A 13985-nucleotide genomic window follows, 5' to 3' on the forward strand; every position below is an offset into this window, starting at 1 on the left:
CGGTTACGTGCAATCACTTCGTCCTCCCGTTAGCCGCATGGCGCTAGCCACGGTTCCCCACCACACTCAACAACATCAGCCGCCCGGCGATAGCCAGCGGTTACGTGTTCTCTCTTCTCATTCCCGCCAACTCTCCTCGTCATCCCCACCAACCCGCGGTCACCTGCCTTCCGACCGCCACATCGAAACCCCGACTCTCAACCCGACAAAACCAAACGCATGCCTGGCCTAAAACCTTCCGTTTGTATTGACGCCGTCTTCGAAAGTCTTTCCAAAACCGACGCGATCGCACGCGTCAAATCCTGCGGTATCGACGCCTTCGAATTCTGGGGCTGGTGGGACAAAGACCTCGCGGAAATCGAAGACGCCAAAGCCAAACACGACATGCAGATCGCGTCGTGCTGCACCAAATTCGTTTCGCTCGTCAATCCGGCGACACGTCGCGAATACCTTGACGGGCTTGCCGAATCGATCGAAGCTGCGAAACGTCTCGGCTGCCCCACGTTGATTTCACAAGTCGGCGACTTCCGCGAAGATGAATCGCATGAAGCCCAACATGACTGCTTGGTCGAAGGCCTTCGTGAAGCGGCGCCGATGTTGGAAGAATCCGGGATCGTGTTGGTCTTCGAACCGCTCAACGACTTGATCGATCACGTCGGCTATTACCTGGTCCGCAGCGAGCAAGCGTTCGCGATTGTCGACCACGTGAACAGCCCCAACGTGAAGGTTGTCTTTGACATTTATCACCAGCAGATCAGCGAAGGCAACGTGACTCGCAACGTGTTGGAAAACATCGGTCGCATCGGTCACTTGCATGCCGCCGGCAATCCCGGCCGCAACGAACTGACGCGAGGCGAGCTCAACTATGCGGAGATCTTCAAAGCGATCCGCGAGACTGACTACGAAGGCTACGTCGGCCTGGAGTACTGGCCGCTAGACGACGCCGAAACCGGCCTCAAGCAAGCCAAGACCCTAGTCACCGGCTAACCCAACCCCGTAGTGGATGTTGTCAAACATCCGGCCACCCACAACGCAAGCTCCACAACACCTCCAAACCCCGTAATGGATGTTGTCAAACATCCGGCCGCGGCCTTTCCACCTGCTAAAAAAGGCGACAAGCCCCGCCCCTACAATCCGACTCACCCGGCTCAAGCTCTCCGATCCCACCCACAAGAGCCCACCGCGCAACCACCGCAGCACGACTGCCCCGTCCACAATCGATCCAATCCACAGATTCGCGTGATTTCAGGCGAACCAAAAGATAAAAATCCGACACTAGACAACAGGTGTTGCAGTAGGAAAGCCGACAAGATAAACTCCGCGACCCGTTGAGAGAACGAATTCCGGTTCAACACTTTCAACGAAGCAATCCCCTGTAGCTCAGTTGGTAGAGCAGGCGGCTGTTAACCGCCTTGTCGCAGGTTCGAGTCCTGCCGGGGGAGCTTTTTGAAAAACTACGGAACTTCGACCGTATAGTTAACGCCCGCAGAGCCGAGAAATGGCCGGCGGGCGTTCTTCGTTTTGGCCCCAGTTTTCGCGGGACGACGCGATACTCTTTCTCGCTCTCAAGTTCTCGCGCGTCCGCGATCGAACTTCTCTTGGGCGAGCGTGAAACCCAAGATTACGCCGGAACCCCTGCAAATACCGGTGTCATATCTCATTCTCTCTGTTTTACTGAGCCACCAGGGTTAACGCCTGATCTCTCTTTGATGCTGCAGAACGGACCCGTCGACGACTCGCCCTTAAACCTCTCTTGATTTGGCAGAGAGGTTCGCGCGCGAACTTTTGCTCCGGCGCGCGAACCGCTCCTCAGCGGGGATCTCTCTCCAAAAAACCTTGGCTCGCGCGAGATAAACCTTGGCTCGCGCGAGATAAACCTTGGCTCGCGCGCGAACTCTCTGTTGGCCAAATCTCACGCCGAAAATGGCACATTCCGGCCGTCAAACAACGTCGCTGTCGGGTAGGTCAAAAGCATCCTGATGAAACGTCATCTGGATCCTACATTCATCATGCTTGTAGACGACTTGTTCGAAGACCTTGGGCAGCATCTCAAGCTGTTCTTTCTCCGGCAGCCGCGAAAAGTGTTCGCGGAATCGAAGCGGCATCTGGCCATTCAAACCGTCAACGTCTGCCAACGATTGGACAAGCATTTGTTCGAGGTCGTGCACTTTGACACTCACACCAGGACACGGAGGCCGACCGCCCGATTCACTGCGGCAGCGGTAGTAGCGATAGAGCACTTTCCCTGTAGCGTCGAGCTTACGCTGTGAAATGCTGGTCGACATCGGACGATTGCACGATCCGCAAATCACAACACCCGTTAAATACACAGGTGGCAACGCATTGCGGATTGGACTTGTTTGTGTGCGTCGCTTCTTCAGATGTCGCTGCACAGCCTCAAACGTGTCTTTCGAAACCATCGCTTGATGCGAACCCGGCAGCGTCGAGTCTCCGCTACGAATCTCCCCGGCGTACACTGGGTTGTTGAGCAAGTCACGAATCCTTCCACTGGCCCAACTCCCAGTCTTCCCCTTTCCGTCTGGCCAACGTTTTAAGTTCGCAAGTGCCGCAATTGAACTCGGCGTCGCGCCGTCAGCAGCCAATTGAAAGATCTCGCGAATAATCACTGCCTCCTCGATATCCTGAACCAACTGCTTCGTTTTTGGATCGGCTCGGTATCCAAACGGAACTGGTCCGGCCACACGTTTGCCCTTCGACTTCAGCACCGCCCGCGAATCGGCCATGCGTTCCCGAGTCATCTCGAGTTGAAACTCGCTGGCCGCTGCCACAATGTTGCTGGACAATCGACTCGCCGCAGACAAACCAAAGTTTGGATCGGTGACGACGATCAAATCCACTTCATAGCGATCAAACAATTCCATCAGCTGCGCAGTCACGTGGAGCTTTCGCGACAATCGATCCGCACGATCCACAATCAGTCGCCGAATCACACCCAACTCGATCTGTTCGATCAGTCGAGACATCGCAGGACGATCCAGCGTTTCGCTCGAACCACCATCATCGGCAAAGACTTCTTTGATCTCCCAGCTGAACGCCTCCGCTGTGTCACGGCAGATGGCTGCTTGCACTTCGCACGAACCGAGCGCACTTTCATTCCGTCGAGACTTCCGCGCATAAATGGCCGTGACCGCGGGCGAGTGCATGAGAAATGGTTCCAAAGACAGCTTGAAAACAATCGTATGGTTTAAGGCATGACATACATTTTAGCCAAAGTGTGTTTGCATCCTATCGCCGGTGCGGTTCACCCACCGACCCGCTGGCAACGACATTTTTTGAGTGGTACTGTGGTGCACACGTGATTCGCTATGACAATTCAATTTTGGGAGCTGGCGATGGGAGCCAAATCCGCTCGCATTGAGATTCAACTTTCGAAAGAGCAGAAGGCGCTCATCGAGCATGCGGCAGTCTATCTTGGCTGCAGTGTGTCCGATTTCGTGCTGGGCAACGCAGAACAAGCTGCCAAAGCGGTCATTGAAGAGCACGAGCGCATTCAGCTCGACAGAGTTCAGGCCCTTAGGTTTGTCAATTCGCTGTTCTCACCGCCGTCGCCGAATGGACCTCTGAAAGCTGCCGCGAAAGAACACCGCACGCAGGTGCACAGCCGGTGAGAGACTCGTGGAAACTGTACCGGCATCTGGTCCCACAGAACCGAACACCTGGGTAAGATGGTTGCTCGTGCTCGGCGTATTCGAGGACGCAGCCCCGTGCCGGTTCGCTAGCAAGTCGAGAGCGACTACCCAAACGTGAATTGCTCCAGAAGAATTGAATCTATCAAGCCCAGTCTTTACTCTTCCGATGACCGCACGACACCACTCCAATACCGACCGCGCGAGAATCAATCACGCGATCGGCCTCACGCCCGAGCAGCGGGTGCTGGCAGGGTTCGAACAGTCGGAGCTTGCGCTCGAAGTGGTACGAGATGGAATTCGTGATCAGAATCCAGACGCTGATGAAGCCACCATCGAGCGGCTCCTTCTTGAGCGGGTCAATCTGATGCGGAAATTGCAGAAACCAGCGGTACCCACGACGTGAAGCTTCAGGAAGCCGTTTCTCAGTTGATCGCTGCCATGAATGAGGCAGGTTTGGACTACATGTTGGTGGGATCTTTCTCCAGCATGTACTACTCGTTTCCACGATCGACCACGGACGCGGATTTTGTCATCGGAACGCCCGAGTGGGATACGAGTGCACTGGCGGATCGGCTTGGCAATGCCTTCAAGTTCGATTCGCAATTGTCGTTTGAGCTGATCGGCGGAACGGTCAAGAAGGAGATTCAGATCATTGGAACGCCATTTCGTATCGAGCTGTTCGAATTGACGGACCAGGCGTTTGACCAGTCCCGATTCGCTCGCCGGCGAAAGGTCTCGCTCGGTGGAATGGAAGTTTGGATTCCAACTGCCGAAGACGTCATTCTGCAGAAGCTGATTTGGTCTCGGCCACGGGATCTCGACGATGTTATCGGTGTGATCGCGGTCAATCACAACAACCTCGATACCGCCTATCTTCAACAAAGGGCAGACCAGCTAGGTCTCACCGAATCACTCAAGGACACATGGGCGAAGGCGATCGAGTCCCAAGACTGAAATCGTTGAGGCTCGGGAACGGAGTGGAATACGCGTTCGAACTGTTCACATCGCCAGTTGAAGTCTCAAACGTATCGAGTCGAAAAAACTAACTCGTGGCTTTAACGGTGTAGATTCCGCCCCTAGGCGAGGTTGACGCTGTCTTAGCGCGGAGGCGGTGCCTTCGCTGTTAACCCTGCTGTCAGAAACAAGCCAAGGCGGTTTTGAGCTTTTAGAAAAACTACGGAACTAACGACAGTAAAGTTAACGCCCGCTAGGCCCAAATCGGCCCGCGGGCGTTTCTCAATTTGGCCCCGATTTTCGCGGTGTCACGCGACTTCTCGCCAGCTGGCCACCTCTCGCGCTTCCGCGATCTGACATCTCTGAGACAAGCGTGAAACCCAAGATCGCGCTCGAATCCCCGCCGAGACCGCCAAAACATCTCGCTCTCTCTGTATCACAAGCCCAACCGGGTTAACGCCCGATCTCTCTTTGATGCACCGGGCCAACCTGCTCGCCTAACGTCCGATTGGAGACCTCTTTCCAGTGATAATCGCGAAAGGCTGCTCACGGTACCACGCTCGTTCCCCCGCTGTGTAAGCGTCTCTCCTTGGTAGTCAGTCGTGGGCTATCGCAAATCCTTCACACTGATCCCAAACCCTCTGCATGGAAGCGGAGCTCCACTTGAGACAAGACGCTAGCTCTCTGATACTTTGCGCTTCACCAGAGAGAACTACAGCCGAGATGATGGTTTGAGAGTGCTCAGGTCGTCCGATCTCCTTCGTGGAAAGTCTTTCCCATTTTAGTCAATTCGCTACGCCGCTGAGACGGGTTAGCAGGTTTGTTGCCCCGCGCCGCAGGAGAAATGCGAGTTGTGGTTATTTGAATTCCGCGTGTCATACCGAACTGAGGGAGATCTCAAACCGGCAGATACCGCAAGCGTCTATACACCCCGGCGCTACCGACTGCGTGGGCTCAAATATCGCTTTCAAGCTCCTAAAACCGTTGGTGGCAGATCTAGGTCAGAGCACCTATATTCGGTTCGGACGAGCTTAAACCAGATGTAGTGCGGGAAAAGGACACTATCAAAATGAACAGCAACGAACGAACTGAATTGCGGCAGTACGCTTGGGCTTACTTTGACCGACACGCAGAACAACGCCTGAAGACGTTCAATTTCTACTTGGTTCTTGCGGGGGCGGTGATTGCTGGCGTAATGACTTTCAAAAACGACTTTGCGCAAGCATGGCCACTACTCTTCCTACTCGCGTTCGTTTCTTTTGTGTTTTGGAAACTGGATTGCCGCAATCGAGTCCTTACCAAGCATTCAGAGGAAGCATTAAAGACGCTCGAAGACGCCATGGACCTTGCCGACGAGTGCGATGGTGTCCCGCACAGATGCAAGCTGTTTCGACGAGAAGAGTACGAGTCGTCAAAAAGTTTGCGTTACCCAGGTACGCCTCTTGCTTCCGCTGCTTTCAGCTACACGCATTGCTTTAACTCTCTCTTCATTCTTTTCGGATTCGGTAGTGCGATTTTGGCGTGCGGCTTGATACTTGCAAATCTACGATCCGAAAACGATCCGGAAAAGAAAAGCACCGGTGCTGCAGTATCAATCAACGCACTTCCGTCAGATTGAGATACCGCCCTGCTAATCTTGCGTGTCAGGACACGAATGCCGGTGCCGGAGCAAACTTCAGTTCATCTTAGAAAGAGTGACTGCTCACGCAAAGCAATTGTGTGACCCACCGGTGCTGTACCGGCCAAACAGCATTCTGCTAGGTGAGCTGGTGGAACAACAGCTGCCACGTACAATCGCTGCCTTGGGCATTGCAAACAAATTCTGAAGTAATGATGTCGGACGGAAAAGAGCGAAGAACCGGTATGTTGCCAACACCAACTTCCGCAGTCGATCGATATCAAGCAGAAAAGTGTCTGCCCAGAATCGGTGTCATAACGGCGTTAGATAAGGAGTTTTCTGCCGTCAAATATTTTCTCTCGAACATCCGAGAGCATTGCACTGAGCACTCAGGCGCGAACCGATTCTGGCTCGGGGAAGTCGCGACCTATGAAGGATTGCCGCATTCGGTAGTCCTCGGCATCAGTGGTATGGGAAACAACTCGGCCACGGCGCGCGCGGCGAAGATGCTTGCTGCCTATCCAGATCTTGATTCGATTCTCATGGTAGGGATTGCTGGTGCGGTACCTTCCCCGCTCGATCCTGAGTCCCATGTGCGACTCGGCGATATTGTCGTTTCAGACCAGAGTGGTGTCATCAAGTACGATTTCGTGAAGAAAGGAGAAACATGGAAAAAAGTACGGGATTCAGGAGTTCGTCCGTCGTCCTACTTGCTTGAAGCGGTCTCCGTTCTTCGAATTGGCGAACTCGAAGGGCAATATCCCTGGGAATCGCTCATCGAAGACGGGCTTAAGGCAAGAGGCTGGGCAAGACCGTCTAGTCTGCACGACGTACTTGGCGACCCGAACGATCCGGCGATCGTCGTCGAGCATCCCCATGATCCCGCGCGTCGTGCGGGGAAACCTCGCGTTTTCACAGGAGCAATCGCTTCAGCGGACACACTGCTAAAAGATCCTCGCCTGCGCGATATGCTTCGCGATCTATACTCAGCGAAAGCGGTTGAAATGGAGCCTCCGGCATCCGCGACGCTACATGGGACTATGACAAGGGATACTTAGTCGTTCGAGGAACCTGTGATTATTGCGATGAGAACAAGAACGACGACTGGCAAAACTACGCTGCAATGGCGGCGGCAGGCTACACGGCGGCCTTGATAAGCTCAACACCGCTCTCGTCGTCAGAACTGCCCGCGGCACAGCGTCCAACCAAGACCAGGTCTCCAGATCGTGCATCATCCAGGATTTCAATAAGGGACCCTTTTGCCGACGAGCAAGTAACATCGGGTTCTACTCATAAAGCAGACGAAGACATCGATGTCCCAACGTCTATTCCGATCGATGAAATATTGGACGCGTTTAAATCTGCGTCAACGTCATTGACGCGGTGGCCAAGGACCGTTGGAAACGGCCATTGGATACCACGACCTGCGTTGGAAACTCTTCGAGGACGAATTCGCGAGAGTGAATTTTCCACCAGCATGGTGTTGGGTGTCCCTGGTTCGGGCAAGTCGGCACTGCTTTCAAAACTTGCGGAGGAGTTGGGGCGGGATGGGTATGTGGTTCTGTCGATTAAGGCAGATACACTTCCGACAAATGTCGACACAACGTCAAGACTGTCCGATCATCTTCACCTGCCTGCATCCATCCAAAAATGCATCAATTTGGTGAGGCCAGAAAAAAAGTGCGTCGTTCTAATTGACCAGTTGGATGCTCTAAGCGATCTGGTTGATCTGAAGTCTGAGCGTCTCGGGGTGTTGCTTGAATTGATTTCGACACTTGATGGAACACCCAAGGTCCACATAGTTGCGTCGAGTCGACTATTTGAATTTCGTCGCGATTCGCGATTATCGACCGTTCCTGCCGATTCGGAGCATCTACCGCTGCCTGGCTGGAGTGAAGTCAACAAGGTGCTGGAGGAACTTGACGTAGATTCGTCCAGTTGGCCAACCCGCTTCAAAGAGTCATTGCGCGTCCCACAGCATCTGAAGATTTTTCTTGATCATCTTCGCGACAATTCCGAGCAGTCAACATTCAACAGCTACCAAAGGATGCTTGATAAAGTTTGGGACCGAGTGATTCTCGAGGGCGAGAATGGTGCGGCTAGGTCTGACCTTGTTATTCGAGTAGCACAACAAATAGCCGATAGCGAGCAGCTCTGGCAACCACTTGCATCCTGGGATGACGAACGGCATTTAATTGACGGACTTGTTGCTGACGGAATATTCGCGTACTCGCCGAACAAACACCAATTCGGTTTCCAACATCAATCAGTCTTCGAGCATGCTCGCGCTCGGATGTTCGCGACAGGGAAGTCCCGGCTTTCGGAGTATGTCAAACGGCGACAGAACGGCCTTTTTGTACGACCTACACTATGGAGTGCATTGCAATACTTGCGAGAAGCCAATCCTGCGCAATACGAGGAGGAGATCACGACGCTAACGCAAGCTGGTTACCGTACACACATACGGCAGTTAGTGATTGAGTTTTTCACGCAGGTTAATAGTCCCAGTGACTTAGAGGTGCGTTTGATTCAACCTTGGCTGAACGACCGCAGACTGCGTCCGCGCGTTCTGACGCTTATTGCCGGCAACGAAGGATGGTTTCGTCGGCTTGCTCAATCTCATTTGCCCGCCTTTATGGAGTTGCCAACCGATGAGCTCTGGCCAGTTGCCCGTGTAATTAGCGCAGCATGGGAATATGAGAAAGAATTGTGCCTATCGCTATTGCAGCAGTTTTGGCTTCCCAACTCGACACACGATCGACTTTCTTTAGACACTTTAAGCGAACTACACGACTGGGACGAGCAGCTTGTTAAAAAAGTCACGTCGGTAATCGACCGTTCCGAAGAGCACGAGCATTACTCCATGAAGCTTGCCTCTGTCGTCTCTGCATCGAATCCCGACCTCGCCCCAATTATCATTGGAGCGATTCTCGACAATCGGCTGAAGAAACTCGATTCAGCGGGTGATCCCGAACCTCCCGCAGTCCCTGTTGACGCAACCGAAAGTGACCTAGCCTTTAGATCGATGACGTATCGCCCGAAGAAACGGTACGAAGACCTACTGTGCAAGCGAGATAGTTTTTATGAACTTCCAGAAATCGCGGCAGCGGCGCCCAAAGCGTTCTTAGAGCAGGTTTGGCCTTGGTTTCTTCAGGTTGTTGATCGCATGCTCGAGGAGCCCCATTCTGTAATCAGACGGTATCGCGAATCCCGTGGCATGAGCTTTGATTTGGATGGCGATATGGTTCTGAATCGTCCGATACTCGTTGCGATTGACTCCTCTGTGAAGCAACTTGGTGAAGGATCCGCTCCCGAATTCAACGAGGTGTTAGGCGATTCGTTTTCCAGCGAAGCGCTCATTGCTCATCGCCTGCTATGTCGTGGTATTGCCGAGCTGGCGAAAAAGCAACCAGACATTGGCATATCATATTTGGCTGGTGATCCGAGACGGTTCTATTTGGGAGGGTACGAGGACGGTCACAGCGATACCAGGAATCTGCTTCGTGTGCTTGGTGAAACTGCAGACGATGCGCAAATCCGACAACTTGAGTCATTGATCCGAAACTGGACCGGATATGTAGACAATCCAATCAACAATGACCGCGACACACGATTGCGCCGACTTAAGTGGGATAGGGAGTCGCGACTTCGCCTTTGGAATAGCCTTCCAACCGATCGACTAACCCCTGGGATGAGAGCGCACGTCGAGTCTGAACGCGTCGCGTTAATAGACTACCGCGATTACGACCAGGAGCCGATTCGCGTGTGTGCCGTTCCAAGTCCAATGTCGGAGACGCAAATTGAAAAGGCGAGTGACGAACACATACTACGGTTGCTGGACGTCCTCGCCGATCCAGAGGAATCGAAGCGCCGGCGATTTGCAGGTGGCGGCGGACTGTCTCAGCTTTCTCAAAAACTTGGCAGCCTGGCCAAGAACGATGGCAATCGAGCAAAAAGCCTGCTATTGAAATTGGACCCGACCCTACATGCTGAACCCGCCTCGCACATGGTACAGCAGCTTGGAGACAGTGAACTCAGCTCAGAAGAACTGTTTGGGCTAATTCAGACATTGGAGATCAGAGGTTTCGTGTCAGCGGATTTCCGAGGCTCAGCGGCACATTCGCTGAATCAACGAGCACGCTGCGATACAGGTCTGCCGGAGGTTGCGACGAACACCCTCCAAAGGTGGCTCAAAACGTGGAACGAGTTTTCATATTTCTACGATGATCGCGATGAAGTATCGAACGAAGAGGATCGTGTGCAACCGGTCCTGTGGGGCCTTGGACGAGGCGGTGTTCTGCCTCACGGAAGCTACTGGATACTGGAGGCACTTACGGCTTTATACTTGAATCGCGAGTCACCCGATTTTGATTCTTGGGTGAGTGTTCTTGAAGAGCATCTTGAGCGTGACGAGTCTTGCTACACATGGAAGATGTTCAGTCGACGTCTCTGCTGGCTCGCGAATGCTGGGCAGAAAGATCGTGCCGCGAAGGTCATATTGAAGCTCTTTCAAAGATATCCTTCACTCCGAAACAGCTCTGCTGGTGGAGAGCTAGTTGTGCGGACCCGGTGGCTTTTCATGGCACCAGATGTCGAAATCGATGGTGCGAGATTCACAAGAGTGCGACGCTGGTGGCGCCGTACTTTTTCGACATGTGAGTACAGGCGTCTCTTGAGGGCGTGGCGATCCGGTGATTGGCGAGTCGGCCCACAGTTGTTCGGTGAACTTCTCGGTGTGAGCTATCTCTTCTCCGAGTTTATGGACTGGACTGAGTACGAAGTGAAACGGGCAATTCGCAGAGGCGTTCAGAATGGTCGAAATACTCAGGTATTAACCGGCTTGTCATTCGCGTTGGCGAACTTGATGAAGAGCACAGTAACGGATAACCGAGTCCCGGTACTCTTCGCAGAGTTGAGTAGTTTTGGATTCGAGGAAATCGATACTGCACTTGCTAGCACGTTCGATCGTTCAAATACACTGTTCGTTCATCCTAACGTCGAGAAATTGCTTCAATGCGTTAAGGAGAGCAACTCTTTGCTCCGCCAGGCGGCTAACACGTGGTTAATCGAGGAATTGGAACCGCTTGTTGCCAGTTACCCTGAGTTGGTCGGTGAACTGTGCCATCGGTTCGTCGACGTCAACAGGGATTCAGAGCTTGCCGAGGGTTTCTTTCGTTCAGGCCCTCACCTGACCAACATTGCTTTTACGCTTCAGAGGTTGGGAAATCCTTACCGTGAACCTGGGCTTTCGTTGTTCGAGAAACTGTTGGAGTTGGGACTTACTGACGCCAGAGATTTACTTCACGACCTTGATAACCGCCCAAAAGCTGGCAGCACAAGCCGCGGAATGTCCCGTCGCCGCAGAAGGTAGCGGAACACGGAAAAAGTTAGGTACATGGTCTGCGAATTAGGACGCCTGCACTCGGCGAATCGCATGCATCGATGGTTGGGCGACTATCAATTCCTCGCCAGAACCTGAGCACCAAATTCTGTGACAGCCGATGCAGAGTTACAATGCATGAAACACGCAATCATTGGCTGTGGTATCTGTTCAGGCAGTTCTCGCACATCCTCCCATCCCGGACCAGGGTCGATGCTTTGCGTGTCAATCCAGGGCGTTGCCTGAGAGCCCATGAACAGCTTAGAGGTAAAGTTATACGAACCATTCAAGAGCGTGTATTCGACCCTAGCGCGACGCACACGATCAGAGATCACAATGCCGAGACGATTACGCGTGTTTAGGCATTTAGCTAAGTCGATCGTAAAACCACGACCTATGCGCGCCTGACCCCACCGTTCATTTAAGTTTTTGCAGCCCTGATATTGATCGAGAATGTCCGCTAGGATCTCGCGAATCGGCTGGCCCTCAATTCTTAAGTCAAAAACATCGTCCCATGTGCGGAACTGCGATGACGGCAAGTCTTGATCGAGTGAAAGTTTGAAACGAGGGGCGAAATGGTAAGCGAGCCCTAACACAATTTGATCGGGAAGGTCCGCAGGTGCATTTGAATAAAGCTTGCAGCAGTGGAATCCTAGTGCATTGGCTTTTTCAATTGCTCGAGGGTTGAAACCTTCACGCGAATAAAGAATCCCGACGTGGGCCTTCGAGGATATAAACTCACCGTTGAAATGGTCTATATCTTGCTCGTCGAGTTTTTTCGACCAGAATTTACAGCTGATCATCGCTTTAGCCGGAAAGTGGCCTCCGATTGACCACTGAATCCAGACGTCGCGTTGTCTAGGATAGCCAGTGTGTGCATCCGGGACCTTGACGTCGTGAGTTACGGTGGCATCCGGAGCTATGGCCGCAACGAATTGCGTCACTGCAATCTCAAAAGATTTCCAGTCTTCGTTGTCTCCTACCATTCTATGATTCTCCTTGTATTCTGGATTGCCGAATTGGGACTGCGTCGGCATTTTCGCAGCAGCTCCCGGCCTGCCCGTTTGAGACAACATTTCGTTGAGTGGTCCCTGGAGTTGGGAGCTACTTGGCGAGTTTCTGCTTTGCATTACCGCCAACTCGCGTCTTGGCAACTTCGCCTTAGGGTTGCAGATGCTATTTTTTAGTTGGCAGAAAGACTTGCCGAATATTTTGGCGCATAGCCTCTCTGTCGCTCTCTTTCGAAAACGTCATTTTGACTCGTGCGGATCATGGATCGGGCGCGGAGCACTACGGAGGCAGCGTGCGATAACGGCAGCGATCGGTCAGGATGGCTTCCAAGATCGCTTGGTAACTTTGGAACACGAACGACTCGATGGCACTGCGAAGTCGATGCCAGAGACTGCGGCGACTCTTCAGCTTGGCCAATACGGCCTGAAACAGAGGGCAGCAGGCCTGCTGGACTTGATCGACCAGAAACGCCAGCATCATCAAGATCAGAAGGACCGTACTTAAGTTCTTCTTGCCATGACCGTAGTTGTGCTCGAAGTGGTAGCCTTGGTTCTTAAGCGTGTTGAACGTCTCGTTCTCGATCCTCCATCGACAGCGGCCACCACGAGCAATTTCGAGAACCGTTTCTGCAGTCACCCGAAGATCTGTGACCCAACTAAACATCGACTTGATATCGCCGTCGGCAGTCAAATCGCTCTGCCCGATATAGTTAACCAGAAGATCAGGATTGCTTTTGTTAAGCGGGACCTGCTTGGCCCATTGCGTCTCGCTCCGAGAGCCTTTCTTGTCGATCCTCGCGGTGCGGATGACGTGCAAGCGAGATTGATCACCCGCATCAACGACTTGCTCAAACAAGTGAGAGTGGTCACCGGGTTTCGCACCAAGAATGAAGTGGTAGCCGTGTTCTTTACAGTCCGCGATGTGCGGCGCGTTGCTTGAGAGGCCATCTTCGGTAATCGTCAACTTCAACATCGGATGCTGCTTTTTGATCCGTTTGAGCAAGCGTTTCGTTGCATTTCGCTCGCAGTCGTTCTTCGTTTCTCCGTCCTGCTTGACGATCGGTTCGACTGCCAGCGGGATCACCACACTGAGCTTGGGATGAATCATCGCCGCCACAACTGCTTGGTGGGCATAGCGAGTGGAGCCGTCCTTTGACTTCTTCTCGAGGCAGTTCTCGCAACGCACATTGGACGAACTGAAGTACCCCGTTCCATCGATTGCGACGAGATATCCATCACCAAGAAAGCGAAACTGTTCCAAGACACCGCCACGCTGAAGTTCGGCAAACACGTCCGCGAACGCTTCATTGAGTGCGTCGGCCTCGATCGGATCGAGGATCTCTCTGAATTGCGTGTCACTGGGGATCGATTTG

At 53.0% G+C, this 13985-nt stretch carries 10 protein-coding genes and 1 tRNA gene; 8 read left to right on the forward strand and 3 right to left on the reverse strand.

Going from position 1 to position 13985, the window contains the following annotated elements; translation table 11 throughout:
- Window positions 1-219 precede the first annotated feature (219 nt).
- Both CGZ80_RS13645 and CGZ80_RS13655 read left to right on the forward strand, forming a co-directional pair.
- Complete coding sequence (locus CGZ80_RS13645; protein ID WP_094415231.1) at window positions 220-987, forward strand: hydroxypyruvate isomerase family protein; 768 nt, start codon at window positions 220-222, stop codon at window positions 985-987.
- Between the two features lie 382 nt (window positions 988-1369).
- Window positions 1370-1442, forward strand: a tRNA-Asn gene (locus CGZ80_RS13655).
- Between the two features lie 498 nt (window positions 1443-1940).
- Here CGZ80_RS13655 and CGZ80_RS13660 read toward each other — a convergent pair.
- Window positions 1941-3164 carry a recombinase family protein gene (locus CGZ80_RS13660; protein WP_094415235.1) on the reverse strand — a complete coding sequence of 408 codons (1224 nt, stop codon included), beginning with the start codon at window positions 3162-3164 and terminating at the stop codon, window positions 1941-1943.
- 162 nt (window positions 3165-3326) lie between these two features.
- Here CGZ80_RS13660 and CGZ80_RS13665 point away from each other — a divergent pair, with 162 nt between their 5' ends.
- The 6 genes from CGZ80_RS13665 (at window position 3327) to CGZ80_RS13690 (ending at window position 11593) form a co-directional block, all read left to right on the forward strand.
- Window positions 3327-3629 carry a DUF1778 domain-containing protein gene (locus CGZ80_RS13665; protein WP_094415237.1) on the forward strand — a complete coding sequence of 101 codons (303 nt, stop codon included), beginning with the start codon at window positions 3327-3329 and terminating at the stop codon, window positions 3627-3629.
- A 187-nt stretch (window positions 3630-3816) separates the two neighbouring features.
- The gene (locus CGZ80_RS13670; protein WP_094415239.1) at window positions 3817-4053 is read left to right on the forward strand and encodes a hypothetical protein; all 237 of its coding nucleotides are present in this window, start codon (window positions 3817-3819) and stop codon (window positions 4051-4053) included.
- Complete coding sequence (locus CGZ80_RS13675; protein ID WP_094415242.1) at window positions 4050-4604, forward strand: nucleotidyltransferase; 555 nt, start codon at window positions 4050-4052, stop codon at window positions 4602-4604. Before CGZ80_RS13670 ends, CGZ80_RS13675 begins: the two co-directional genes overlap by 4 nt.
- A gap of 1069 nt (window positions 4605-5673) precedes the next feature.
- Window positions 5674-6222 carry a hypothetical protein gene (locus CGZ80_RS13680; protein ID WP_094415244.1) on the forward strand — a complete coding sequence of 183 codons (549 nt, stop codon included), beginning with the start codon at window positions 5674-5676 and terminating at the stop codon, window positions 6220-6222.
- 212 nt (window positions 6223-6434) lie between these two features.
- Window positions 6435-7280: a hypothetical protein gene (locus CGZ80_RS13685; RefSeq protein ID WP_094415246.1), complete on the forward strand. Its 846-nt coding sequence runs from the start codon at window positions 6435-6437 to the stop codon at window positions 7278-7280.
- 371 nt (window positions 7281-7651) lie between these two features.
- Window positions 7652-11593, forward strand: coding sequence for an AAA family ATPase (locus CGZ80_RS13690; RefSeq protein ID WP_158222690.1), 3942 nt, complete (start codon window positions 7652-7654; stop codon window positions 11591-11593).
- 86 nt (window positions 11594-11679) lie between these two features.
- Here CGZ80_RS13690 and CGZ80_RS13695 read toward each other — a convergent pair whose 3' ends face one another.
- Window positions 11680-12678, reverse strand: a complete 999-nt coding sequence (locus CGZ80_RS13695) for a restriction endonuclease (RefSeq protein WP_094415250.1) — start codon at window positions 12676-12678, stop codon at window positions 11680-11682.
- A gap of 214 nt (window positions 12679-12892) precedes the next feature.
- Window positions 12893-13985: transposase (locus CGZ80_RS13700; protein ID WP_198953690.1), on the reverse strand; the 1093-nt coding region annotated here is incomplete at its 5' end.

It is taken from the genome of Rhodopirellula sp. MGV (assembly GCF_002251265.1).
In the GTDB taxonomy this organism is placed as follows: Bacteria; Planctomycetota; Planctomycetia; order Pirellulales; family Pirellulaceae; genus Stieleria; species Stieleria baltica_A.